This window comes from Enterococcus sp. DIV0213h (genome assembly GCF_051711285.1).
GTDB classification, from domain to species: domain Bacteria; phylum Bacillota; class Bacilli; order Lactobacillales; family Enterococcaceae; genus Enterococcus_D; species Enterococcus_D casseliflavus.
This window is the reverse complement of sequence record NZ_JBIOMH010000001.1, coordinates 3,531,023-3,554,974: the sequence shown is the minus strand read 5'-3', so window position 1 is coordinate 3,554,974 and position 23,952 is coordinate 3,531,023. Positions and strand designations below refer to the sequence as shown.

Genomic DNA, 23,952 nt, shown 5'->3' with positions numbered 1-23,952 from the left:
TAGTAAATAGAAATCGTACAATAGAGATTTTAAGAGCGAGCGTAACAGAACGCTGTCCGTTGTTTAGCTACAAGCACAGTGCTCCAGAGAAATGAGTTTAATCGATGGATTCTTCAGTTACTTGATCAAGGCAGAATTTCCAAAAATTTTGTAAGAATTACCATGAAAAGAGACAAAATACAACTCAGTAAGAACCAATACAAGTCCGCTTCCTTTCGAAACGGAAGCGGACTTGTATTGGTTTCCTTCAATAAAAACCCTATTAGTTTTCAGTATCTAACATCCGATTCATAAACCATTCCACTTGTTCGGGGGCATCGTGGTCAAAGAATGCGGACTCTTTTTTATCTAAAGCGGCTATTTTTTCAATGTCTTCCTGGGAAAGCTCAAAGTCAAAAATAGCAATGTTTTCAGCCATCCGTTCTGGACGAACTGTTTTTGCTAAAGCGACGATCCCTCTTTGCATCAACCAGCGAAGCACAACTTGGCCAACCGTTTTGCCATATTGCTTGCCAATTTCTGCTAATGTCGGATTGGTAAATAGGTCATGACGCCCTTCTGCAAAAGGTGCCCAAGCTTCCACTTGGACGTCATATTTTTCATGCCATTCCTGATCTTCCACTCGTTGATTCCAAGGGTTCACTTCGATTTGATTGATTTGAGGTTTCACCTCATTCAAGCCGACAAACTCGATCATCTTAGCTGATTTGAAATTTGAAACGCCAATTGCATGTAATTTTCCTGTTTTTTGAGCAGCAACCATTGAGCGCCAAGCACCATAAATATCTCCATATGGTTGGTGAATAAGGTAGAGATCAAGGTAAGTTAATCCCATTGTTTCAAGCGAATGTTCAATCGTTTCCTTAGCTTTATCTTCGGAAGCTTGTAGAATAAATAATTTAGAGGTAATAAAAAGTTCTTCTCGAGTGACTAGACCTTCACTGATGGCACGCTTGATTCCCTCGCCTGTTTCTTTTTCATTTCCATAAATAGAAGCAGTGTCGATCAGACGATACCCAGCTTTGATTGCTTGGTAAACAGCCTCAGCTGTTTCTTCCAAAGGAATTTGATAAACGCCAAATCCTAGTTGCGGCATGGTGACACCATTATTGAGTGTGATTGTTTGCATAGTGTTTCCTCCTCTAATTTTCATTACATGTTCTATCCTAAACCTTGGAGTTAGGTCCATAGCAAGTAAAAGATTTTATTTCTTTCGTTCCCATAATTTTTCCACTTTATCAGGAGTCATATTTCCTGCTTTGAATTTTGCGATATGCTCATCATACGTTTCTATCTTATAAATAAGCAGGTCTCGTACTTCCTGCATTTCTGCTAACTTTTTCTCTAATTCTTCGAGTTGATCGGCTAAAATCTGTTTTTGGGCTTTTTCGACATTTTGACTTTCACGTACTTGTGCCAATTGGGCAAAATCAATTAGTGATTCGATCGACAATCCTGCATTTCGTAAATGTTTTGCTAAATAGATCCAGTTTAGATCATTCGTTGTGTACACCCGATAGCCACTCTCATTGCGTTGAACAGGTGGAATCACACCGACTCGTTCATAATAGCGCAATGTGTCTACGCTCAAATCAAACATTTCCGCTGCTTTTTTTATATTCATCGTCGGTTCTCCTTATCTTTTTCTATAAGTAATCATAAACCCTGAAGTGGACTCTAAGGCAAGTGGTTTAAACTCGTTTATTTAAAAGAATATATTTTGTTCGTTATGGCGGCTATTCATGAAGAAAAAGCTACAAGCATTTTTATTCCAACAGAATGATTTGAGCAATCATCAGTATTGAAAGCTCCTTTTTTAGTGTGCTTCAAAGCATATCATGCTCTTTTAAAATTCAGAAATACATACCTAGATTATTGTTTTGCTATCTATATGAGCGAGGCATTTTTTTCCATAGATTTTAAATAAATCCATCTCATGTTATGATGATGATGAAAATTCTTAACTTGGATCAAGGAAACAATCGGTTCTTGTTATGAAAAACGAAAAAAAGCTGATGAGAGTGTGACTATTCATGAATATAAAAGAAGTAAATAATATGAATCAAAAGTTAGAGCAACAATTAATTGAAGTTTGGGAGAGTTCTGTTAAGGCGACGCACACCTTTTTGTCAGAGTCTGAAATCCAAGCCATTAAGCAATACATTCCAGAGGCATTGCATCATGTGCCGCATTTGATTGTCGTAGAAAGTGAGCAGCTGGTTTCATGGGGATCTCGGATCGAAATCTTGAAATGCTGTTTATAGCAAATGAACAAAGAGGCAAGGGCCTAGGAAAGAAACTCTTGGCATACGGGATGGAAAACTATGCTGTAAATGAACTGGGAGTAAATGAACAGAATCCTCAGGCGAAAGGATTTTATGAGCATATGGGATTTGAGGTATACAGAAGAAGCGAGTTGGACGAACAAGGAAATCCTTATCCGATTCTTTATATGAAGAAAGTTGCTAAAAAGTAGCTGTTTTTTTCATTCTTTGTTTTTGAGGATTGCTTGGCTGGATGCCTAGAAGATCTAAAATTAGGTTGATTGAAGACGATTTTAGAAACAAGATAAGCGTCACAAGCTTTTTATTTTCAGCAGTCGTTATATACGACTGTCTATCATTCATCATTTTATAGGTCGTCATCATTTAGATTACGCTTGTAATGTGAAAGGCTGCTACCCAATCAAGTCAGCTTCATTTGCAATGCCTCCAAAAAACTTTCCAATTTGAATGAAAAGCTCACACAAAGCAGCCTCCGAAACTGTTTTTCGGGGGCTGCTTGGGGTTTTTGGGGGCTTAGCTTGCTAAGCAATGATTGATCATTAAAAAATGATCAAAACAGAATAGGCAATTTTTTGTTTTCAATCAAAAAAGTTTGATCGTTTTATCAAGCAGAGGATGGCACAAGTAAGTGGAAAGTAGGTAGTGGCTATTTTTTGTGTTCAGGATGGGGAAGTAGATTTGTCTAGGATACACGTGAGGATAAACGTTTGAGGATCATTTGTTTTTGACTTACCTATGTGCCATCACTGCGGAAACCCTGTGGATGAAGGCGTCGTGTACGACACCAGATACTCGGATGAGAACTAAGGACGGTTGATTGCCCGTGCCTGACACGCTTTTTCTAACCGCAAAGTCGTAAGGGCTGAAGAGCTGCAACGCTGAGTAAGTTGGCTGCCCCGTGCGGTTTTTGGTGTTTTTTGAACCCTACAAGCTGCTATTGCTGCGCGTCTATTCGTCGCAATCTTGGAAGGCTTTCTCAGAAAATACCCGTCAGCTGTCAGCACGTTGTCTTTTGTATCAGGAAGCATTAGCGTTCCAACAAACCTTTGTGACCCAGCAGGCACCCACTCATTTTTGGCAGCTTTTATCCGAGAAATCGTTGCGCTAGAAGTAGGTCCGTCCGTACTTTCCAGACAAAAGGCAGCTGAAAGTGGGCGGATACCCAACAAAAAGGCGGTTATGACGACCACAAGCGCTCTCAAAAAACTCAGTCCTTTCTTTTCAATGGTCATTGTTCTTATCTGCACTTCATGATAGCACCGAAACGCGAAGTATTTTTCGCGTTTTTTTGTTTTTAAAATAAAAAATTAGATATTCGCTTTTTTTAGATAAATGGTATACCTGAGATGGAATAAAAATAATAAAAGAAAGGACAGGATTTACAATGAAAAAAACATCATTAGTTGCAGGTTTCGTTTTAGGTGTAGGCGTTTTGTTCACTCTAGGTGCGTGCTCAACAGTGGAAGAGTCAGGGGAAGTGGTCTCTGGGTCAGGAACCGAAACGTTGATCAGTGATTCTTCAGATGAGGTGATCGTGGGAAGTGAAAAATTGAGTGATGACGGGTATTTTGAAGAAATCGTAACCAAGGGAATCGATCCGAAAGTCAAAGATGTTGTTTGGTATGAAACGAATTATGAAAATGCTGGTTGGGATCACATTCGCTTTTTAGTGAACCATGTAAAAATTGTGAATGTAGAAGCGTTCAAACACAAAGACAAAGAATACAAAACATTGCTTTCACTGAAATACCAATTGTTTAATGAAGATTCGAAAGACAAAAAAATCAAACCTGACAAAGCATATTTGGTGTTGAATGATGGCAAGAAAATTGAAGCGGAAGTATTTGTGGACTATTTAGATGATGAAATTTTGACCCATGACAATCACAAAGATGGCTTTATTCACTTTAAAGTAGCACAAGAACAAAGTTTGCCAGCGATCAAAGCAATCGAAATCGAATTTAAAGCAGATGGCGATCTGACACATACGTACCATATTGATCTTTCTTCCGCTGCTGAAAAATAGTATCTAACGATAGGAGGTTGAAAAAAATGGATACTAGCAAGAAAAAACTATCATTGTTGAGTTTTTTTGCGATAACTGCTTCAATGGTGATGACGGTATATGAGTATCCAACCTTTGCGACATCGAAGATGAATCTAGTTTTTTATTTACTCGTCGGCGGTTTCCTCTGGTTTATCCCTGTGGCCCTTTGCTCTGCGGAGATGGCTACTGTAAAAGGATGGGAAAAAGGGGGACTCTATACCTGGGTCTCAAAAACATTAGGGAGAAAATGGGGCTTTGCTGCCATTTTCTTCCAATGGTTCCAAATCACGGTAGGCTTTATTACGATGATTTACTTTATTGTCGGGGCGCTTTCCTATGCCCTAAATTGGCCGGCTCTTAATACCAATGTTTGGCTGAAGCTGATTGCCACTTTAGTGATCTTTTGGTTGATTACGATCTCACAATTTGGCGGAACAAAAAATACCGCGAAGATTGCCAAAGTAGGGTTCTTTGTGGGGATCGTCGCAACTGGGATCATACTTTTTATCCTAGGAATTGTTTACATTGCTCAAGGAAATCCCATCAAAGTTTCCTTTGGCTCAGGCGCTTGGATTCCTGATTTTACGAAAATCAATACGCTGGTCGTTTTTGTTTCCTTTATTTTGGCCTATGCAGGGGTTGAATCTTCTGCCAGTCACGTAAAAGACATGGACAATCCTGGGAAGAATTACCCGAAAGCCATTTTGATTTTAGTCGTAGCGACGATTCTTTTGGATACGCTCGGCGGAGCAACGGTGGCTGCCACGATTCCCCAAAATCAATTGTCTCTTGATACTGGTGTGATCCAAGCCTATTCTTATTTGATCCATCATTTTGGCGGCGGGGAATGGCTGGTTCGTTTGATTGCCGTGGTCATCTGTTTAGGTGTTATTGCAGAAATTGCTGCTTGGGTAGTTGGCCCATCGACGGCGATGCTTGAAGCAGCTGAAAATGGCTTGCTGCCAAAACAAATGGCCAAAGTCAATCAACACAATGTCCCAATCAATATCGTTTTGGTGCAAGGCATCATTGTTTCTATTTGGGCGGTTGTCTTGACATTAGGCGGCGGGGGCGCCAATCTATCCTTCTTCGTTGCGATGGCTTTGACGGTCTGCATCTATCTGGTTGCTTATGTTCTCTTGTTTCTTTCGTATATTAAGTTAGTCAAGGAAAAAGACGACTTAACAAGAACGTATCATATTCCTGGTGGGAAAAATGTGAAAATTGGTGTTGCGATGGTTGGTTTGCTTGTTTCTATTTTTTCTTTCTTTATTTCCTTCTTTCCACCGAGCGATATTGGATCGGGAAAAGGCGGAACCTATTTGGCCATCTTGATCATCAGCTGGCTGATAATTGTCGTGATACCGTTTGTCATCTATAAATACGTAGGTGAAAAAGCAAGCGATAAAAAATAAAAAGCACAACCTATGAGGAGGAGAGCTGCATGTTATTTAGTAAAAAAAATCGAAAAGAAGCCCAATATTTGGAACCTATCTATGGGAATGAGGCAATGGATCGGGCGATCCCTATGTATAAATTGCCAAAAGAGTCCTTGGTACCGCGGGACGCCTATGAATTAGTCAAAGATCAATTGATCGATGAAGGGGTCTCAAGACAAAATTTGGCGACGTTTTGTCAAACCTACATGGAACCAGAAGCAGTCAAAATCATGAGTGAAACCCTTGATAAAAACGCCATCGATAAAACCGAGTACCCACGGACAGCAGAAATTGAAAACCGCTGTGTCAACATGATCGCTGATTTATGGCATGCACCAGAAGCGTCCGATTTTATCGGTACATCAACGGTAGGCTCAAGTGAAGCGTGTATGCTAGGTGGATTGGCCTTAAAATTTGCTTGGCGCAATCGGGCAAAAAAACTTGGCTTAGATATCAATAAACAAAAACCAAACTTAGTGATTTCTTCTGCCTATCAAGTCGTTTGGGAAAAATTCTGTGTTTATTGGGACATTGAAATGCGGACGATCCCTATCGATGAGGAACATGGCAGCATCAATGTTGAAAAGGTCACAGACTATTTAGATGAATATACGATCGGGGTCGTCGGTATTTTAGGGATCACTTACACTGGACGATACGATGACATCAAAGCACTAGATAAGAAATTAGAGGAATACAACAAACACACCGACTACAAAGTCTACATCCACGTGGATGCGGCTAGTGGTGGATTGTACACACCATTTATGGAACCAGAGCTTGAATGGGATTTCCGTTTGAAAAACGTTCGTTCCATCAGTACGTCTGGACATAAATATGGGTTAGTCTATCCTGGTATCGGTTGGGTGCTTTGGAAAGAAAAAGATTTCCTTCCAGAAGAATTGGTCTTCAAAGTAAGTTATCTTGGCGGTGAAATGCCAACGATGGCCATCAACTTTTCAAGAAGCGCCAGCCAAATCATCGGACAATATTACACCTTTATCCGCAATGGGTTTGAAGGCTACCGCTTGATCCACAAAAAGACCAGTGATGTTGCCCAATATTTAGCAAAAGAGATTGAAAACATGGGTTACTTCGATATTTATAATGATGGGTCACGGTTGCCGATCGTCTGCTACAAATTAAAAGAAGATGCCGACATTTCTTGGAATCTGTATGATTTGACGGATGAATTTGCCATGAAAGGCTGGCAAGTCCCTACCTATCCATTGCCTGATAATCTATCACATATCAATATCCAACGCTTTGTCTGCCGGGCAGATTTAAGTATGCAAATGGCAATGGATCTGGTGCAAGACATGAAAGAAGGAATCGAGCGCTTGAACAAGCGACCAAGCCGTCATGTTTCATCTGATCAAACCTATGGCTTTTCACATTAAGAAACGGTATCGCTAGAAACCCGTTCATTGCTTTTTTCAATGAATAAAAAGACCCTTTATGAAACGTTTTTTGCAAGACTGAATGAACAATGGTTTATAGAAAAATCAAAGGCGGTTGCATCGACTGCCTTTGATTTTTTTGCTTATAAGAACGGGTAAGTACTTGATAGTGTCATTTTTTAAGAGAAAGTAAAAAAATGGCGCTTGATAATTTCATTTATTGACATTTCTAGCTTGTGATAGTATTAATTATTATGGTCTAAATATATTTTTTTAGAGAAGCATGTTTTACATAAACAAAAAGAAAATCCGAGAACGTTGTTGCGAGGAAATTCTAAGGAAAGTTCGTCTGACAGGGCGCATTTTTGTTCGTTCGTTTTGGTTTATTTGGGGAGTAAGTGAAGGAAAAGTATGTGTAGAAAGGGCATGTTTTTACTGCATTTGTTTGTTTCATAGGGAATGTACTGCTATCTTTTTCTGTAAATTGGTTGTGACTATTCGAAAAGAATAAGGATTTACACAGGAGGAAAAACAGTCATGTATAAAGAAGACTTACTGGATAAAGACTTGAAATTGGAGTATATCTTGCTCAAATTCTTGTATTTATCGACGGGTCATATCAAAAAAAGTGATGCGTGTCGGGAATTAGAGATTACGATGCCAACCTTGACGAAACTATCAGAAAATCTTCAGCAGCAACTAAAAAATGAGAAGGTCTCTTTTGCAATCAACCGTTATACCCTTGATCTGCAAGTAAACGACAGCGTCTCATTGGATGATTTGACCGACACGTTATTGAAAAAATCTGTAAAATATCAAATTATCCATTATTTGTTTCAACATGCAGGCTATGATGCTTTCGTATTAGCCGATGAATTAAAAATAAGCGTCGGGACACTGAATCGTGTGATTGCAGAGTGCAATCAGCTGCTGCAGCATTTTGAATTAAAGATAAAGAACAAAAAGCTAGCGGGAACGATGACGCAACGCATTTATTTTTACTATAATTTTTTAAAAATGGGGGAAACAGCGATCGATTCTGTTTTGATCGATGACCTAGTGGCGGAGTTAGCGAAAAAAATAACCCTCTCGATTGCGCAACAAAAGCAGTTGAAGATCTGGCTATTTGTGATCATGAAAAAAGTCACACCTCACACAACCTTGGGAAGCTTAAGTCCGGAGGAACAAATCAAAATCAATCGCTGCCAAGAAATGCCGATTTGTCGCTTTATTCGACAGGCCTATGTGTCGAAAAAAAGCATCTGTTCAGTAGACGAAGCCAAGATCGTCCCCTTCTTTATCTGTCTTTTTCTCGTTACGGTAGGAGGAATTCCTTACGAGGAGCTTCGCTTAGGGTTGTATACCAATAAAAATCCTGTCTTTGAGATCACCGATGAAGTCATGGCAGCGATCCAGTCCATTTATTGTCTTGAAGCCTCCCATACGACGATCGATATTAAAGCCAGTGTCTTCTCCTTGATCGCACAAGTCTATTACTTTCATGGGGTAAATTACTCCATTGACAGAGTCACCTTGAATTATTACCACAAGCTGTTTCACAATTCCTTGCGAGATCAAGTGATTACAGACATCCTGCAACACATTATTGCACCAACCAACTTGTTTACACCCACGAAACTCAACTACCTCAAGAAACGTCTGGTCTTTTTAATCTATCTGTTATCACCGAAAGAGGAATATCGGGTACGGATCGGGGTCTTAAATATGGGCTCCAGTCTTTTGGCAGATGCTTCCATTTACTTGTTAAAAAATGAACTAAAAGGGAAACAAAATGTGACTATTTCTCCTTATAACAATGAGGAAGAATACGATTTGCTGATTTCAAACGCCCGTGTCCCTCAACTTGGCAACAATTATGGTCAATTTTATCAAGTGACTGCCATCGGTGCCGATTTAGATGTCAATCAGGTTTCTGCGATCGTCGATCAAATTGCTTACTCTAAGTACCATTCTTTTGTGGTGTGAGCCATTACTTGTTAGTTAAAAAGCAGTGAGTCAACGGATAGGTGATTCGCTGCTTTTTCAATTATCTGCGAAGGAGGGAAAGGAAAAGGAGCTTGAATTGCTCTTATCATGGATGACGGAATGAAAACAAGGATCAGTCAAGCAGCTTTCTGCTAGATAAATGTGTCCAGTATCCTTGTATAACGTATCGCAACAGAGCAGAAGACATCAAGCGTGAAAATAATAGAAGGGATTCAAAATGCGGGTTTTGGAAGGAGGTAAAAAAAGGCCCACGTAATGATGTGAATCTGCAATCGTTAATTGGCTCTATCAATATCGACAAACCGACTAGCTATATTTTTCCAAAAACGGAAGTATGCTAAAATAGAATTCAACTAATAGTTTAGTTCTGATTTCCTCTATTCCGCACTCTGTTCATTGAAAAGATAATTTCAAGGGAGTTGTTTTAATGGTAGAGAGAAGAGAAAATCAAAGAATTAAGGCAATCTAAAAGATGACTCAAAAAGCTTAACAGAAATTCTGAGCGATAATTTTTTTTAGCAACTAATGAAAGCGTTTGAATAAGTGCTGAGATAGAACTCAACCAATAGTTTAGTCCCCATTCCCTCTATTCAACGATCTGTTCATTGAAAAGATAATCTGAAGGGAGTTATATTAATGTTAGATTTAGGAAAAAATATCAAAGAATTAAGACAATCTAAAAAGATGACCCAAAAAAGCCTAGCAAAAATATTGAACGTTACGCCACAAGCTGTATCAAAGTGGGAAAGAAACGAGAGCAATCCAGACATTCAGACGCTTATATCTTTGAGTAACTACTTCAATGTTTCTGTTGACGAGATGTTAGGAAGGAAAAGACCTACTTTTTTTGAGACTCTTTTTTCTAAAAAGAAAGGATACCAGCAAATGGAAAAAACAGGAGATTTAATTAAACCAAAAGATTCAGTAGAAGAAAAGAAATGGAAAAAAGTTGTTATTTTTGATATCGTTTTCAGCTTCATTGCAGACCAAGGACTTTTACAAACGCAAGCTTTAAGTAGGAAATTGGAGATGCTTATGCAAAAAAGAGGACAGAAAGTTGTAATTGAGACTTATAATTCGAATCAGGTAAATCAATATGGCGGCGAAGCCGATCTTATTTTGCTGACTCCAACTTTCGGGTATGCGAAAAACGAAATTGAACAGAATTTTCCTACAACACCAGTCATAGCTATTTCAAAAAAAGATTACGGGATGCTTAATGTTGAAAAATTGTACCAAGTGATAGAAAATGCATTCGATCGATAGCGGATCTCAAAAGATTTGCTATTTTTGTTTTACGTTTCCCTTTCGGACTTTGGTTGGTTCAGCAACCTTATCCGCTATTTCGTTTGATTGAGTTTCTGTTCGTAGGCTAAAAGTTGTGCGGCACTACTTCCTGCACATTGTCATTATTGTATTCGGCTTGTGGTTCGCTGCACTTGCCAGTAACTATCTGCGAGTGGATTTGCACCAGATAGAGAAGTGCCATCCATGTCCAGTAGACTCAAAAAAGATGAAAATCACTAACAAAAAATCTGAGCCAGAATGTGGTTTATTCTGTCCCAGATTTGATGTTGTGCAACTCATTAGTCCTTATTAACGAAGAGTTCATTAGTTCTGATTTTCTAATTTCTCTAGAACCTTTTTGGGAATTGCGTCTTTTTCAACGCCATTCGGGCCTTTTATTGTACGTTTTTCACTGATCACCGCTTTTACATAAGAATTTGGTGTTAGTGGTTTTGCGTTATCTTCTGATAAAGAAACCTCAAGGGTTTGTATGCTGCCATCTTCTTTTACAAAGTTTAATGTGTAATCGTAAGAATACCAAGGAGACTGGTCGCCGATGCCGCTCTTACTTTCGTGTTGGACCTTAGGCGGAATCTCAGACGGGACATACGCGTAAGCTGTTTGTCCTGAGTAGGTGGATTGATAATATTCATATCCTTTGTATCCAACGAATCCTAAAAGTACGACTAAGATGAATCCGATTATTTTTTTCATATAAACCATCCTTATCCTCAAATATGGAGCTATTATAACAGAATGGTTCTATAGATGACCTTTCATCAGACGAACAGTTTTGCAAGGAGAAACGTTACTAGCCAGTCGTGAAAAAGCAGGGAACGCCGCTAGTAAAGGGTTCTGTCTATGAATCGTTAGGGGATTGGTGCTTAGAGCGACTAGAAATAAGAGGGAAAGTAGACAACAAGACCTTAATTAAAAAACACAGCATGGAAAATGTTTCTTTTATGTATGCCCAGCAGCAGACAGCTTGATGAGACATGCCGCTTGTTTTTTCACTAGAGAAAGGCGAAAGAGGGCGCACCAGTTTCATAAAAAACCAGCAAAGACGGTCCTCTTACGGATCGTCTTTGCTGGTTTTTTCTACCGAAAATGCTTGAGAGCAGTCCATGACAGCTTTTTATGGTTCGATTTTACTATACAAATCGAGGGCTCTTTTTCTGGCTTCGTTGTGGTCAACTACAGGCAACGGATAGTCGGTGCCTAAAACTACCTTTAGGTTGGCTTGTTCTTCGTCAGTCATCAAGTAGGGTTCATGGATGAATTTTAGCGGCAACTGGGCGAGTTCGGGAACAAATTGTTTGATAAACGTCCCATCCTTGTCGAATTTTTTCCCTTGTGTAATGGGGTTGAAAATTCGAAAGTAAGGAACCGCATCGGTGCCAGTCGAAGCGGCCCACTGCCAGCCGCCGATATTGCTGGCCACGTCATAGTCGATCAATTGTCGAGCAAAATAGGCTTCTCCTTGCCGCCAATCGATCAGTAAATCTTTGGTTAGAAAGGAAGCGACGATCATCCGTAGACGGTTATGCATCCAACCAGTTTGATTCAGCTGCCGCATCGCGGCATCAATGATCGGATAGCCGGTTTGCCCTGCTTGCCATTTATTTAGCGCCTCCTCATCCTTTTGCCAATCCATGTTTCGATATTTCTCAATGAGTTCATAGTTTTTTTGTTCAGGATGGCTGAAGTAGATCATATGATAAAAATCTCGCCAAGCCAGTTCTTTTAAAAAGGTCGCTTTGCCAGTGCTTGATGGCATTCCTTGGCAAGCGGCCCAAACCTTCCGAATGGAGATTTGTCCAAAAGACAAGAAAGGGGACAGGCGGCTGGTTCCTTTGATCGAAGGGATATCACGGTCTTTTTCATAGGCGGCCAAACGCTTTTGCACAAATGCCTGCAATTGTTTATGCGCATAGTCTTCCCCAACGATCGTTGAAAAATCGGTCTTTCTATTTTCTAGCAGCTTAGTAAGCAGCGTTGTCCCTGCTTTGAAGTGCGGGGCATCATCAAAATCAACGGCTTTTTCAAAATCGAGGTCCTGCTTTTGATACACCGGTTTGGGCAATTGAATCCATTTCTTATAGTAGGGGGTAAATTTTTTGTAATACGTCCCATCCTCTTTGGTGACTTCTGTTGGTTGATGCAGATGATGGTCTTCAAAAGAATGGACAGTGATGCCTTTTTTCTCGACCAATTCTTTTATGTAGAGATCACGTTTACGACCAAATCCACGGTTATCAAAGTTGAAGTAAAGCTGGCTCCATTCGGGATAGCAGGCGAACAATTGATCAAAGGCTTCTGTCAAAGTCCCTGTCAATAGGTGGATCGTCAGATTTTGCTTTTTGGCAGCCTTGATAAAGTGAGCAACTGCGCTAAAAAAGTAATCATGGCTTGGCGCCTCGGGGAGAAACTGCTTGTCATTGAGATGAAATACACACAACAAATGGTCGTTTTCTTGAAGAGAAAAAAGCGCCTCAGTCAGTGCCGTGTTGTCCTCTAAGCGTAGATCCTTTCTAAACCACATCACATGAATTGCCATACAAACCTCCCTGATAGTATAACCGTGCAAAAAACGATCGGATTTCGTTTATAGTAATGGAAAGATGGGATTTATTCAAATTTGGCGATTGCTTTAGCTAACCAGAAATCTTGGCAAGCGTCCGTGATTATAGAAAGCATATGGAACAAGAAGATGCGTCGCTTTTCAATAGCCGATCTTGTAAACAAAAAAAATCGAACACAGAACAAGAGCCTGCGTTCGATTCTAGCAATCAACAAAATTATTTCATTTTCCGTTCATCTGGCACGATGTCTGCTTTTAACAACCAGATGTGGAAGAACCATTCTGCCACACCGATCAATACTGCTGGGATCAATACTAGCATCCAAATATCATTTGTATAGTCCATATAAGTCAGATACAGCCATAGGATAAGGGCTGCTGCGCCGGCATCTGCGATCGTTGCCGCAATGTTACCGATCTTGCGCAAAATGACCAAGTCGCCTAGCACATAGATCATCACCACAATGATCACACCGACGATCGTCGAGTCCATAAAACTGACATCGTAAATCCCTGACAACACAATCCACAAAATCGCCCAAATCATTAGTGCTTTGACAACCAACGCTTTTAGATGTTTCATTTCATACACTCCTTTTTATTATTTATTCCAAAAGCAAGAAGGTCATCTTAGTGATAACCTTCTATTTCAAGGCTATCATCTGACATTTTTTGTGTCAAAAAAAATGATTGGCTTGGTTTTTTATTCAAAAGCACTAGCAAGAGGCACATGTTGCGAGCAGATTCGCTTTCTCCATTCATTTACTTGAGAAGCGATCTTGTTACATGGTTCGATTGTTGGTTATCAGTTGGTATTTGTTTTAATATATCTTGTAAGATTAGTTAGTAGTATTGCTAATATTATTCTTAAAAAAAGCAGGTAATCGCCTATTAGATAGTTTCTAGCAGGATAAATAAATTCGACTCTTTTCATCAATATCAGAAAAAATTTTTAATTGAAATTCGCTTAGTTTACTAGGGCTTCTTCTGCTTGATCTGGTTCTAGTACAACTTCCTTTCCTATTTCGGAAGCAGCAGCTTCTTCCTCAGGATCTTCAATTCCTAAGAATAGTTGAATAATAAATGATGCGGAAAAAGCAATGATACAACCGATGATTGCATAGATAAAATTCGAAAATCCATCCGTGCCAATATAGCTTGGAAGTGATACGAGACTTGGCGCAACTTGGGCATAGCGTCCAACATTCATAACTCCTATAAACAGACCACCCAATCCACCTCCGACCATTGCTGAAATCAATGGTTTTTTAAACCTTAAGCTAATGCCGTATAGGACAGGTTCAGTTATTCCTAAGAGAGCAGAAATACCTGAGGAAATCGCAAGTTGTCTAACTGAACTATTTTTTGTTTTGACAGCTACTGCAAAAGCGGCGGCACCTTGAGAAACATTCGAAATCAACATTCCCGGTCCAACGACTGTATCGATCCCTATCGTGGCAAGAGAATTGATGCCCAATGAAATCAATACATAATGCATACCAGTCATCACTAAAAGAGGATTCAAAATACCAACCACAGTTGGTGCCAGCCAACTTACATGTTCATTCAGAAAAGTTACCATATCTCCTAATCCTGAGCCAATCAGAGCCCCTAATGGTCCTAGTAAGACTAAAGTTACTGGCGCAACAATAGCTAGAGTTAGAAGAGGTACCATAATGAGTTTGATGGATTTATGAACAATTTTATCTATAAAAGGTTCAACATAAGACATAAACCAAACTGCAAGAATGATTGGTACAACGGATGAACTATAAGTGGCAACTGTGACTGGAAAAGCAAGAAACCTTACGGCATTTCCCGTCTCTATACTGTTATTCAACAGGCCTATGAAAGTGGGATGAACAAGTGCTCCTGCTATAGCCATAGCAATGTAAGGATTGACGGAAAATGTTTTAGCAGCTGAATTTGCTAATAAAAGTGGTAAGAAGTAAAAAGCAGCATCACTTATCATCTCTAGAAGAATATAGGTTTCTGATTCTGTTGACAAGATTCCTAATAAAGAGATGATTGCAAGCAGGGCTTTTAACATCCCGGCACCAGCAATGGCAGGGACGATTGGCATAAAAATTCCTGTGATCATATCGATGATTTTAGTTAATACACCATTTTTCTTTTTCGCTGTGGATTCCATACTAACCCCCGTTAAACAGTTATAGTTTCTTTTATTAAATCTGTTGGTGAACTGCTGTTTCCTAGATAGACTTCGTAAGGAATTTCTTCTAGCTCCCATTGTTCAGAATCAGGATTGTACCATTTCAATTTTTCGATAGGACATTTAATCGTAATATTCTTTTTTTCTCCAGGAAGTAGATGCACTTTCTTGAACCCGCGTAATACTTTGATGGGACGATCGATTTGCGAGTGACTAAATCCTACATATAATTGAACAACTTCTGCTCCAGGTAGTTTCCCTATGTTTTCAACTGTACATTTTGCTGTCAAAAGCTTTTTATCTATTGTAAAATCATGGTTTGAAATATCAAAATTGGTATAAGAAAGCCCATAACCAAAAGGAATCGAAGGCACTTTTCCTTCCTTTTCCAACTTCGCATATCCATGGTAATATTCATAGGTGATTTGATCTGCATTCCAATCAATCTGTGGCAGATCTTTCTCTTTGTAAGGGATTACAAATGGGAGTTTTCCACTCGGATTGGCTTCTCCAAAGAGGATTTTTGCCAGCGCTGTGCCACCTTCCATTCCTGAGTAGTAGGTAAAGAGAATCGCAGATACTGCATTTTTCCATTCTTCAATCATAATTGTGTTACCACCAACTAAAGCAACAACTGAATTATTGTTTTCTGGGCCAACTTGGTTTATTAGTAAAATATCTTCAGAATGGAGTTCTAATGATTCTTTTCGATCACCGCCTTTAGCGTCAAAAATCGCACCAGCAGGAACCTCTCTGTTTTCTGCTTCACCAGTATATTCACCTTCATCATCATAATTATATCCAACAACAAAAATCGCTGCGTCCGCTTCTCTGGCAATCGTTTTTGCTAATTCAATATCTGATCCTTCGTTATAAATAACCTGAATGTGTGGAGAGTATTTTTTTAATCCTTCTAAATAACTGATAACATAGGGAGGATAAACTCGACTAGAACCACGATCGCCTGTATTTTCTTCAGTCGCTAATTTTCCAAAAATAGCAACTTTTTTAATATTTGCGTTTAAAGGAAGACAGTTGTTTTCATTTTTTATCAAAGTAATCGATTGTTCTGCAGCATCTAAAGCTAGACGTATATGTTTTTTGTAATCAATGGTTTCTTTGGAATCATCGTTTTTCCTAGCTTCTTCAAAGACGAGTAGGGTACGAATAATTCTTAATGCAGCATCGTCAATTGTTTCTACAGGTACTAATCCATCTTCGACAGCTTTTTCTAATTTTTCTCCGTAATGATTTGTTACATGCATTTCAATATCTAATCCTGCCAATGCTGCTTTTACAGTGTCTCTCGTTCCGTTAACGAAATCACTAATGACAAAGCCGTCGAAATTCCATTCATTTTTTAGTACATCTCGAACTAAATAAGTACTATTACCAGTATGTTCGCCAAAATATTTATTATAAGAAGTCATTACCGAAGCTGCACCAGAATCAATAACATCTTTAAAATGCGATAAATAAATTTCTCGTTCTGTTCTTTTGCTAGCATGAACATCGACTTTAAAACGAGCATTTTCCATACTGTTAAATGCATAATGCTTGACGCAAGCAACCACACTTTCAGATTGAACACCTTCTGAAAGGGCAGATCCCATCGCACCGAGAAGGAATGAATCTTCTCCGTAGACTTCTTGACTGCGCCCCCAACCGGGATTATAAGGTAAATTAATACACACGCCGCCAAAAAAATTCCCACCACTATCTTTGATTTCTTTCGCAATCGCTATTCCAATTTGCTTTTCTAACTCAGTGTCGAAGGAAGCGCCCCTTGCCATAGAAACTGGAAAACAAGTTGTTTTGTCTCTGCCGGTTACTGCACCGCGAGGACCGTCTACAAATTTCATGGAGGGAACATTCAATCGTTCATTTCCACCGGCCTCATAAGGAAATTCGTTGTAATGCTGCCCATTTGCCATATCCCTTCTTACATCTGCTAAAACCATATTGCCGCTCATCAAGTGCACTTTTTCTTTTAGGGTCATTTGCTTCAAAATCTTCTCAGCTGCTTCCGTATATTGGAGCCGATTTTTTCTCATATTCACATCAATTTTCATTTGATCTCCTTCCTTGTTACATTTTATCTTTTAGTGATACCGTTTCCATTATTAAGTTAGTTTTGCGTACTAACTTAATAGGTGAAATATAAATCATAAAATATAAAAAGTCAATGGAAATTTTAGTTATTATGATTAAATAAATAGATATAATTTGGAATATTGAAGAAAAAAGAGCACGACCCAATAGAGTCGTGCTCTTAATCATTTTCTCCTAACAGCTCGAAAATAATTGAGCCCGGTTCCTGCAAATACTACGAAACTAGCCAATAGGAACAAAAATCCTACAGGAATCAGGTAGAAATTTTCATGTAAAATGCCGGATTGATCGATGTATTCTACGGCGCTTGCTTTGATGAAGAAGCAGGCAAAGCCGAATAGTAGTAAAAATGTTCCGATCAAGGTCGTGATCAAATTGAGTTTGGCGCGTCGGGTCTCGCTGCCGTCTTTGATTAGTTTTTCAGTGATCTTGTTCACTTGAGTTCCTCCTAAAATCAATTCATCAAGCGAGAGTTCAAAAATCGTGGCGATGGCAATCAGCATTTCTAAATCTGGTAGATTGCGATTGTTTTCCCAGTTCGAAACGGCTTGTCTCGTCACGTGTAGTTGAGTGGCAAATTGTTCTTGGGTCAAGTTATTTCTCGTACGTACTTCTTTGATTTTTTCGCCAAATTCCATCTTTTCTTCCTTTCGCTGATGTGACTTAAGCATAGTCGAAACCCTCATTGGTTCCAAGAAAGCAGGGCTTGCTGCTTGATAAATCAAGGGAAAGTGGTGCTTGCGTCGCTTTTTTGTCCGCTCTTGGTTAGGGCGGGAGCCAATCATCTTTAATAATCAAAGCGATCAGCTGCTAAGTAAACGATTTGATGTGTGTTATTTTTACAATGTATCTTTTCTTTTATTATAGCATTGTGATCGAGGGGAGGGAAATGTGGGATACAGGCCTTTCGCTACTTGATTGGTAGCTGTCTAACAGCTGTCGAGAGTATCGAGTGGGGGGGGGAGCGCAACAGCAAGTTTCTTTTCTTAAAGAAAATCACTTAGTTGACAAATCGCAAAACATCTTGTTTAATATACCCCAAGGGGTATACGAAAGGAGCAAGAAATGTTTTCACTATTTAAGCGCATACCAAGTATGTCAACAGCAGATTTACAAAAAGAAGGAGCCAAAGAATGGACGGTTCTGGATGTACGCACGCCGGCGGAGTACCGCAGCGGGCACATTGCCTATGCGAAAAATGTACCGTTAAATAAGGTTGCTGGATTTACTCAAAAAGGCGACAAGAAACTGGCAGTCATTTGCCAATCGGGGATGCGAAGCAAACAAGCAGCCAAAATCCTAAGTAAAAAAGGTTTTGATGTGGTCAACGTTCGTGGCGGCATGAATCAATGGCGCGGAACAACCAAAGGAGGAAAGTAATGATGGAAAAAATAGTTATTGTCGGTGGGGTAGCAGGGGGAATGTCGGCAGCCACGCGCTTACGTCGGCTTAAAGAAGCAGCGGAGATCATTGTTTTTGAAAAAGGTCCTTTTGTCTCTTTTGCGAATTGCGGGTTGCCGTATGCCATTTCTGGTGAGATCAAAGAGCGAGACGCCCTATTGGTCCAAACACCTGAAGCATTAAAGAAACGGTTCAACTTAGATGTGCGACCTTTTCATGAAGTGCTGGCGATCGAGCCAGAGGAGAAAACGGTGACGGTCAAACATGGCGAACACGTCTTCACGGAATCTTATGATGCGTTGATTTTATCGCCGGGGGCAAAACCGCTAGTACCAGCGATCAAAGGGCTAGAAGAAGCAACCAACGCCTTTTCTTTGCGCAATGTTCCTGACTTAGACCAAATCATGGCGCATCTTGAAGACAAAAAGCCTCAAAAAGCCACGATCATTGGCGCTGGGTTTATTGGGTTAGAAGTCGCTGAAAATTTACATAAAAAAGGCCTCGAAGTAACGATCGTAGAAAAAGCACCCCACGTATTGCCACCTTTGGACGAAGAAATGGCTGCGTATGTCAAAAATGAATTGATCAAGCAAGGGGTCAAAGTTTTGACCTCGCAGTCAGCGACCGCTTTTGAAAAAGCAGGGCAAGAAATCGTTCTGGAAGATGGCACGGTCCTGACTTCAGATGTCACGATTCTTTCGGTGGGTGTCCAACCAGAAACGGATTTGGCGAAACGTGCTGGTATCCAATTAGGACACCGGGGGGGTATCCTAGTAGATGAGCAATACCAAACCAGCAAGAAAGATATTTACGCGGTGGGTGATGCCATCGTTGTGAAACAACAAATCACCAACGAAGACACGTTGATCTCCCTGGCGTCACCAGCCAATCGCCAAGGTCGGCAAGTTGCTGATGTGTTGGGTGGACTGGATCGCAAAAACAAAGGCAGTGTCGGGACTGCGATCGTGCGCGTATTCGATCTTGCAGCAGCTTCCACAGGGTTGAGTGAGCGCAGCGCCAAACTGGCAGGGCTAAATCCCCAGGTGGTTCATCTGTCAGGCAAAGACCATGCAGGGTATTATCCTGATGCGACGGATATTTATTTGAAACTGATTTTTGATGCGGATACTGGAAAAATCTACGGTGCGCAAGGCATCGGTGCCAAAGGAGTCGATAAACGGATCGATATATTGGCAACAGCGATCAAAGGCGGCTTAACGATCTTTGACTTGCCTGAACTGGAATTCACCTATGCACCGCCTTTTGGCTCAGCCAAAGATCCAGTGAATATGCTTGGCTATGCAGCGATCAATCTGGCGGAAGGAATCAGTGAGAATATTCAGTGGCACGAATTGACGGATGCCTTAGAAAACGGTAAGCAGTTGTTGGATGTTCGTTCAGAGATGGAATTAGCCAATAATGGACGTTTTCAACAAGCGCTCCACATTCCGTTAGATGAATTGAGGGATCGGTTGTCTGAATTGGATCCAAGCGTTTCGTATGTCGTTACGTGTCATAGCGGATTGAGAAGCTACATTGCCGAACGCATCTTAAAACAAGCGGGCATCAATTGTCAAAACCTCGATGGTGCCTTTTCGTTGTATAATACTATTAAGCCGGAGATGATTATTCATGATTAAAGCAATATCTATGGAGGAATTTGCCCAGAAAGAAAAACGTGAACCACTTGAGATCCTTGATGTCAGAGAAGTCGATGAGTTTGCACAAGGACACATCAAAACAGCACAAAACCTACCGTTGAGCGAGCTGACAGAACAAATCAGCGACTTAGAGAAGGATAAAAACTACTATGTCATCTGTCATTCAGGGGCTCGTTCGCAAATGGCATCTGAGTTTTTGAGCCAGCAAGGGTTTCAAGTGACCAATGTCCTCGGCGGCATGTCAGCATGGAGAGGAGAAATCAAACGATGACCGCATGCAACAAAGATATTTTGAATCGGTTAAAACGAACCGAAGGGCAGTTGCGGGGGATTCAAAAAATGATTGAAGACGAGAAAGAATGCGTCGATGTCATCACGCAATTGTCCGCCGTCAGTTCCAGTGTTAACCGTATTATGGGGATCATTGTCGCTGAAAATTTGAAAAATTGTTTGGAAAATCCAGACAGCGACACGGAAACCCAAAAGCAGAAAATCGATCAAGCCGTTCAGCTGATCGTGAAGAAATAACGGGATTTTTGAAAGGTTTGTCGTGTTTTTTCATTTGAAAGAGTTTTTTGTCAACCAGTTGAAGATTCGAAGCTGACCGCAAAAGAAGGGAAATACCTATTTTGCGGTTTTTTCTACATTAAAAAAATGATTGCGTTTTCTTTTTTTGGATGCTATGATTAATTTAAGAAATAAATAATGATTTTTTTTATGTGTATGTGACTGTACGGCAGGCAAGGCATAATAAAATCAATTTTGCGAAGGTTCGCAGATTTGATTTTATTATGCCTTTTTTTACGCTTAGAAAGGAGGAAGGAGAAGAATACATGTATTTGATTAAGAAGGTTTTGAATGTGAACGTTATTATTGTTGAGAAAGACAACAAAGATGTTATTGCTTTTGGCAAAGGTATCGGTTATCAGCAAAAGAAGGGTCAATTGATTTCGGAAGAGAAAATCTCTAAATTTTATCTTCCGATTGAAGATAATCGAATGGAGTCCTTGATCACGTTTATGAACAATGTACCTGTAAAGTATATCGAGCTAGCGTATGAAGTCATCCAAGAAGCGGAGAAATATCTAGATACGGAGTTATCTGCTAATACACTCTTTTCACTAACCGACCATATTTATTTTACTGTCGAGAGGATCAGAGACAATGTCATTATGACTTCTTCAATGTATTGGGAGTTCAAACGATTTTACCCGGAAGAATTTCAGGCTGCTCAAAAAGGTGTTGCCATTATTGAAAAAGCACTTGGTGTTTCTTTGAATGAACAAGAAGCAGCGAACATTACTTTCCATATTATTAACGGAAATAGTCGCTCATCAATTCATGCTAATGCTATCCAAATTACAAAAATCGTGACAAATATTTTAAAGTCTGTACAAATGTTGGTGAAGAAAAAATTGGATAGCCACAGTCTGCACTATGAGCGTCTGGTTACACATGCCAAATTTTTTGCAGAACGCTATTTAACGAACACGATGTTAAACAATGATGCAGTTCTAATAAAGACAGTTTCTACGCTATATCAAGAATCGATGGCCTATAGTCAGCGAATAAAACGGACTTTAGAAGAAATCTATGAGAAACCAATCACTGAAGAAGAAATTGCGTATTTAGCCATTCATATTAATAGACTATTACTATCACAAAATGAGGAGTGAACCAAATGGTTGATAAAAAGAAAGAATCAGTAGACAAAATCATTCAATCGATCGGTGGAGAGAAAAATATTAACGCGGTCTATCATTGTGCAACTCGCCTTCGCTTCCAGTTAAAAGATACCACGCAATTCAATCAAGCACAGGCGAAGGAAATTCCAGGAGTATTAGGAACCAAATTGACCGGAGATGAAGTACAATTTGTGATTGGTGGAGAAGTAGGCAATTACTATTCGACTGTAATCAATCAGTATAAAATCACGGAAAAAAACAGTGATGAAGCTGCAGATACATCTAAAAACGGACTTGTGAAACGAATCATCGAAAACATTGTTGGTGTAATGGCGCCAATCATTACTGCATTGATCGGATTTGGTTTAATCCGGGCGGTTCTAGCTTTACTGGTCCTTTTGGGATTGAGTAGAGAAAGTTTAAATTATCAAATCATCAATATGATTGGAGACGCTGCCTTTTACTTTTTGCCTTTTTTAATTGCGGCTAGTGCGGCAAGGCAATTCAAAACCAATCTTTATTTAGCATTGGGGATCACAGGTGTCTTATTACATCCAACTTTTCAGAGTCTGGTTGCCTCGGATGTTTCTATGCAGCTGTTTGGGCTTCCGGTACGTGAAGCCGCTTATTCAGGAACGGTTATCCCCATCATCTTGATTGTCTGGGTTATGAGTTATGTTGATCGTTTATCTGAAAAGATCATTCCGAGTGTTTTAAAAACCATGTTGAAGCCGCTTTTCATCGTGATCATCATGGCTCCGCTAGCACTGATGATCTTAGGACCTATCGGCGCGATTTTTGGAGATGGATTATTCTTTGTTGTGGATTATCTGCGAGTGACTGTTCCGTGGCTCGTTCCAACACTGATGGGCATCTTCACGCCTTTATTAGTAATGGTTGGTATGCACACGGCTTTGACTCCGATTGCGCAAGTCTCCTTTTCAACCGTAGGCTTTGAGATCGTCCAAGGACCAGGTATGTTAGCAAGCAACATTTCGCAAGCGGGGGCCGCCTTTGGGGTATTTGTTAAAACCAAAGATAAACAGATGAAACAAATTGCTTTTTCCAGCGGTATCACGGCGCTGTCTGGTATCACGGAACCTGCACTGTACGGGGTTAACTTGAAACTGAAAAAACCACTGATTTATGTGATGATTTCAGGTGGAATTGCTGGTTTTTATGCGGGGATCAGCGGACTAGTCCGCTATTCATTCGGATCGCCGGGACTTTTGACCTTGCCGGTATTTTTCGGAGAGGATGCCTCTAATATTGTAAAAGCAGCCATAACATTGGCGTTAGCTTTTTCGATATCGTTTGTTTTGACAGTCATTTTTGGTTTTGAAGAGGGTATTGAAGAAGATATGAAAACGTTGGAGAAACCTTCACTGATTGCTTCAGAAAAACGGACAGCGGCTGAAGAAGCATTGATTCAAGGCTTCGTCCGCGGCAGCGTTTTGCCGCTGAGTGAAGTAGCTGACGAGGTTTTTGCTACCGAACAAATGGGACCAGGGCTAGCGATCGATCCTGTGTCAGGAGAATTCCATTCACCGATTGAAGGCACGATAACAACTGTCTTTCCAACAAAACATGCCATCGGGTTGCGACATGATAATGGATTAGAAATGTTACTGCATATTGGATTAGATACAGTGAAACTGGATGGAGACGGATTTGAACTTTTTATTGAGGAAGGTCAGCGAGTAAAGGCGGGTGATTTGCTAGCCCGTGTTGATATTGATTTTATCAAGTCTAAAGGCTATGATCCAACTTCTGTTTTGATTTTTATGAACAATCAGAATGAACCGGTATTTTTAGAGCACGATGAATTGATTGATTGCTCGAATAAATTAGTAACAATTATTTAGAAGAAAGAA

20 protein-coding genes and 1 pseudogene are annotated in these 23,952 nt (G+C 40.0%); 12 read left to right on the top strand and 9 right to left on the bottom strand.

Annotated elements, in window-relative coordinates; translation table 11 throughout:
• Window positions 1-262 precede the first annotated feature (262 nt).
• Together IGI77_RS16680 and IGI77_RS16675 are read right to left on the bottom strand one after the other, a co-directional pair.
• Complete coding sequence (locus tag IGI77_RS16680; protein WP_438770373.1) at window positions 263-1,129, bottom strand: aldo/keto reductase; 867 nt, start codon at window positions 1,127-1,129, stop codon at window positions 263-265.
• 75 nt (window positions 1,130-1,204) lie between these two features.
• On the bottom strand, window positions 1,205-1,624 hold the full coding sequence (locus tag IGI77_RS16675; protein ID WP_311903588.1) for a MerR family transcriptional regulator: 420 nt from the start codon (window positions 1,622-1,624) through the stop codon (window positions 1,205-1,207).
• A gap of 409 nt (window positions 1,625-2,033) precedes the next feature.
• On the opposite strand from IGI77_RS16675, the pseudogene IGI77_RS16670 reads away from it, so the two are divergent.
• Window positions 2,034-2,476 (top strand): annotated as a pseudogene (locus IGI77_RS16670) (GNAT family N-acetyltransferase).
• 612 nt (window positions 2,477-3,088) lie between these two features.
• Here IGI77_RS16670 and IGI77_RS16665 read toward each other — a convergent pair.
• Complete coding sequence (locus IGI77_RS16665) at window positions 3,089-3,517, bottom strand: hypothetical protein (protein WP_438770372.1); 429 nt, start codon at window positions 3,515-3,517, stop codon at window positions 3,089-3,091.
• Between the two features lie 152 nt (window positions 3,518-3,669).
• Here IGI77_RS16665 and IGI77_RS16660 point away from each other — a divergent pair, with 152 nt between their 5' ends.
• The 5 genes from IGI77_RS16660 (at window position 3,670) to IGI77_RS16640 (ending at window position 10,444) form a co-directional block, all read left to right on the top strand.
• Entirely contained in the window at window positions 3,670-4,311 is a 642-nt protein-coding gene (locus IGI77_RS16660; RefSeq protein ID WP_438770371.1) for a hypothetical protein, read from the top strand.
• Window positions 4,312-4,337: 26 nt separating this feature from the next.
• Window positions 4,338-5,747, top strand: coding sequence for an amino acid permease (locus tag IGI77_RS16655; RefSeq protein WP_010748933.1), 1,410 nt, complete (start codon window positions 4,338-4,340; stop codon window positions 5,745-5,747).
• Between the two features lie 29 nt (window positions 5,748-5,776).
• Window positions 5,777-7,171, top strand: coding sequence for a glutamate decarboxylase (locus tag IGI77_RS16650; protein ID WP_074934182.1), 1,395 nt, complete (start codon window positions 5,777-5,779; stop codon window positions 7,169-7,171).
• 537 nt (window positions 7,172-7,708) lie between these two features.
• Window positions 7,709-9,157, top strand: a complete 1,449-nt coding sequence (locus IGI77_RS16645; protein ID WP_010748935.1) for a helix-turn-helix domain-containing protein — start codon at window positions 7,709-7,711, stop codon at window positions 9,155-9,157.
• A 657-nt stretch (window positions 9,158-9,814) separates the two neighbouring features.
• Window positions 9,815-10,444, top strand: coding sequence for a helix-turn-helix domain-containing protein (locus tag IGI77_RS16640; RefSeq protein ID WP_438770370.1), 630 nt, complete (start codon window positions 9,815-9,817; stop codon window positions 10,442-10,444).
• A 345-nt stretch (window positions 10,445-10,789) separates the two neighbouring features.
• Here IGI77_RS16640 and IGI77_RS16635 read toward each other — a convergent pair whose 3' ends face one another.
• The 6 genes from IGI77_RS16635 to IGI77_RS16610 all read right to left on the bottom strand — a co-directional run bounded on the left by IGI77_RS16635 (window position 10,790) and on the right by IGI77_RS16610 (window position 17,969).
• Window positions 10,790-11,188, bottom strand: a complete 399-nt coding sequence (locus tag IGI77_RS16635; protein WP_438770369.1) for a DUF1093 domain-containing protein — start codon at window positions 11,186-11,188, stop codon at window positions 10,790-10,792.
• A 412-nt stretch (window positions 11,189-11,600) separates the two neighbouring features.
• Window positions 11,601-13,022, bottom strand: a complete 1,422-nt coding sequence (locus IGI77_RS16630; RefSeq protein ID WP_438770368.1) for a cryptochrome/photolyase family protein — start codon at window positions 13,020-13,022, stop codon at window positions 11,601-11,603.
• A gap of 241 nt (window positions 13,023-13,263) precedes the next feature.
• Window positions 13,264-13,629: a DUF2512 family protein gene (locus IGI77_RS16625; RefSeq protein ID WP_010748938.1), complete on the bottom strand. Its 366-nt coding sequence runs from the start codon at window positions 13,627-13,629 to the stop codon at window positions 13,264-13,266.
• Between the two features lie 384 nt (window positions 13,630-14,013).
• Window positions 14,014-15,198, bottom strand: a complete 1,185-nt coding sequence (locus IGI77_RS16620) for a PTS transporter subunit EIIC (protein WP_438770367.1) — start codon at window positions 15,196-15,198, stop codon at window positions 14,014-14,016.
• An 11-nt stretch (window positions 15,199-15,209) separates the two neighbouring features.
• On the bottom strand, window positions 15,210-17,291 hold the full coding sequence (locus tag IGI77_RS16615; RefSeq protein WP_332283368.1) for a glycoside hydrolase family 3 protein: 2,082 nt from the start codon (window positions 17,289-17,291) through the stop codon (window positions 15,210-15,212).
• A gap of 204 nt (window positions 17,292-17,495) precedes the next feature.
• Entirely contained in the window at window positions 17,496-17,969 is a 474-nt protein-coding gene (locus IGI77_RS16610) for a DUF3955 domain-containing protein (RefSeq protein WP_081117137.1), read from the bottom strand.
• Between the two features lie 427 nt (window positions 17,970-18,396).
• Here IGI77_RS16610 and IGI77_RS16605 point away from each other — a divergent pair, with 427 nt between their 5' ends.
• From IGI77_RS16605 to IGI77_RS16580, 6 genes are all read left to right on the top strand, one after another.
• On the top strand, window positions 18,397-18,711 hold the full coding sequence (locus IGI77_RS16605; RefSeq protein WP_010748940.1) for a rhodanese-like domain-containing protein: 315 nt from the start codon (window positions 18,397-18,399) through the stop codon (window positions 18,709-18,711).
• Window positions 18,712-18,713: 2 nt separating this feature from the next.
• Window positions 18,714-20,372, top strand: a complete 1,659-nt coding sequence (locus IGI77_RS16600) for an FAD-dependent oxidoreductase (protein ID WP_438770545.1) — start codon at window positions 18,714-18,716, stop codon at window positions 20,370-20,372.
• A complete protein-coding gene (locus IGI77_RS16595; protein WP_010748942.1) occupies window positions 20,365-20,664 on the top strand; it encodes a rhodanese-like domain-containing protein in 300 nt (99 codons plus the stop codon). Before IGI77_RS16600 ends, IGI77_RS16595 begins: the two co-directional genes overlap by 8 nt.
• The gene (locus tag IGI77_RS16590) at window positions 20,661-20,921 is read left to right on the top strand and encodes a metal-sensitive transcriptional regulator (protein ID WP_005230585.1); all 261 of its coding nucleotides are present in this window, start codon (window positions 20,661-20,663) and stop codon (window positions 20,919-20,921) included. The genes IGI77_RS16595 and IGI77_RS16590 overlap by 4 nt, the downstream gene beginning before the upstream one ends.
• A gap of 305 nt (window positions 20,922-21,226) precedes the next feature.
• A complete protein-coding gene (locus tag IGI77_RS16585) occupies window positions 21,227-22,069 on the top strand; it encodes a PRD domain-containing protein (protein WP_010748943.1) in 843 nt (280 codons plus the stop codon).
• 5 nt (window positions 22,070-22,074) lie between these two features.
• Entirely contained in the window at window positions 22,075-23,943 is a 1,869-nt protein-coding gene (locus IGI77_RS16580; protein ID WP_438770366.1) for a beta-glucoside-specific PTS transporter subunit IIABC, read from the top strand.
• Window positions 23,944-23,952: the final 9 nt, after the last annotated feature.

Excerpts from the sequence above, each read along its gene's own strand:
- IGI77_RS16680 (WP_438770373.1), bottom strand. The coding sequence starts at position 1,129 with ATGCAAACAATCACACTCAATAATGGTGTCACCATGCCGCAACTAGGA.
- IGI77_RS16675 (WP_311903588.1), bottom strand. The coding sequence starts at position 1,624 with ATGAATATAAAAAAAGCAGCGGAAATGTTTGATTTGAGCGTAGACACA.
- IGI77_RS16665 (WP_438770372.1), bottom strand. The coding sequence starts at position 3,517 with ATGACCATTGAAAAGAAAGGACTGAGTTTTTTGAGAGCGCTTGTGGTC.
- IGI77_RS16660 (WP_438770371.1), top strand. The coding sequence starts at position 3,670 with ATGAAAAAAACATCATTAGTTGCAGGTTTCGTTTTAGGTGTAGGCGTT.
- IGI77_RS16655 (WP_010748933.1), top strand. The coding sequence starts at position 4,338 with ATGGATACTAGCAAGAAAAAACTATCATTGTTGAGTTTTTTTGCGATA.
- IGI77_RS16650 (WP_074934182.1), top strand. The coding sequence starts at position 5,777 with ATGTTATTTAGTAAAAAAAATCGAAAAGAAGCCCAATATTTGGAACCT.
- IGI77_RS16645 (WP_010748935.1), top strand. The coding sequence starts at position 7,709 with ATGTATAAAGAAGACTTACTGGATAAAGACTTGAAATTGGAGTATATC.
- IGI77_RS16640 (WP_438770370.1), top strand. The coding sequence starts at position 9,815 with ATGTTAGATTTAGGAAAAAATATCAAAGAATTAAGACAATCTAAAAAG.
- IGI77_RS16635 (WP_438770369.1), bottom strand. The coding sequence starts at position 11,188 with ATGGTTTATATGAAAAAAATAATCGGATTCATCTTAGTCGTACTTTTA.
- IGI77_RS16630 (WP_438770368.1), bottom strand. The coding sequence starts at position 13,022 with ATGGCAATTCATGTGATGTGGTTTAGAAAGGATCTACGCTTAGAGGAC.
- IGI77_RS16625 (WP_010748938.1), bottom strand. The coding sequence starts at position 13,629 with ATGAAACATCTAAAAGCGTTGGTTGTCAAAGCACTAATGATTTGGGCG.
- IGI77_RS16620 (WP_438770367.1), bottom strand. The coding sequence starts at position 15,198 with ATGGAATCCACAGCGAAAAAGAAAAATGGTGTATTAACTAAAATCATC.
- IGI77_RS16615 (WP_332283368.1), bottom strand. The coding sequence starts at position 17,291 with ATGAAAATTGATGTGAATATGAGAAAAAATCGGCTCCAATATACGGAA.
- IGI77_RS16610 (WP_081117137.1), bottom strand. The coding sequence starts at position 17,969 with ATGGAATTTGGCGAAAAAATCAAAGAAGTACGTACGAGAAATAACTTG.
- IGI77_RS16605 (WP_010748940.1), top strand. The coding sequence starts at position 18,397 with ATGTTTTCACTATTTAAGCGCATACCAAGTATGTCAACAGCAGATTTA.
- IGI77_RS16600 (WP_438770545.1), top strand. The coding sequence starts at position 18,714 with ATGGAAAAAATAGTTATTGTCGGTGGGGTAGCAGGGGGAATGTCGGCA.
- IGI77_RS16595 (WP_010748942.1), top strand. The coding sequence starts at position 20,365 with ATGATTAAAGCAATATCTATGGAGGAATTTGCCCAGAAAGAAAAACGT.
- IGI77_RS16590 (WP_005230585.1), top strand. The coding sequence starts at position 20,661 with ATGACCGCATGCAACAAAGATATTTTGAATCGGTTAAAACGAACCGAA.
- IGI77_RS16585 (WP_010748943.1), top strand. The coding sequence starts at position 21,227 with ATGTATTTGATTAAGAAGGTTTTGAATGTGAACGTTATTATTGTTGAG.
- IGI77_RS16580 (WP_438770366.1), top strand. The coding sequence starts at position 22,075 with ATGGTTGATAAAAAGAAAGAATCAGTAGACAAAATCATTCAATCGATC.